This is a genomic window from Pseudoalteromonas sp. S1608 (genome assembly GCF_005887265.1).
Taxonomy (GTDB): domain Bacteria; phylum Pseudomonadota; class Gammaproteobacteria; order Enterobacterales; family Alteromonadaceae; genus Pseudoalteromonas; species Pseudoalteromonas undina.
Window position 1 is genome coordinate 1 of sequence record NZ_PNDK01000130.1, and the last position, 275, is coordinate 275.

Below are 275 nucleotides of genomic sequence, written 5' to 3' on the forward strand. Positions count from 1 at the left end.
CAGCTAAATCAGGTTGACTATAATCTACCCCTGTATCAATATCACCTACAACTCCAACACGGCTACCAGTTGAAATTGACCATGCTTCTGGTGCATCAATATCAGCATAAACCGTACAACCAGTTTGGCCTTGATTATTTAAGCCCCATAAATCTTCAAAGCAAGGATCAGTAGTTGCGTTTGCTATGCTCACTCGGTAATCAGGCTCAACATACACAAGAGCTTGATGTGATTTTAAGCGCTCAATTCCTTCTTTAGCGCTCATTCGAGATTTT

Annotated in this window: 1 pseudogene; it reads right to left on the reverse strand. The window is 41.1% G+C overall.

Annotated features, from left to right (window positions below):
- A pseudogene (locus tag CWB75_RS18985) lies at nucleotides 1–275 on the reverse strand (S8 family serine peptidase); the annotation flags it as partial.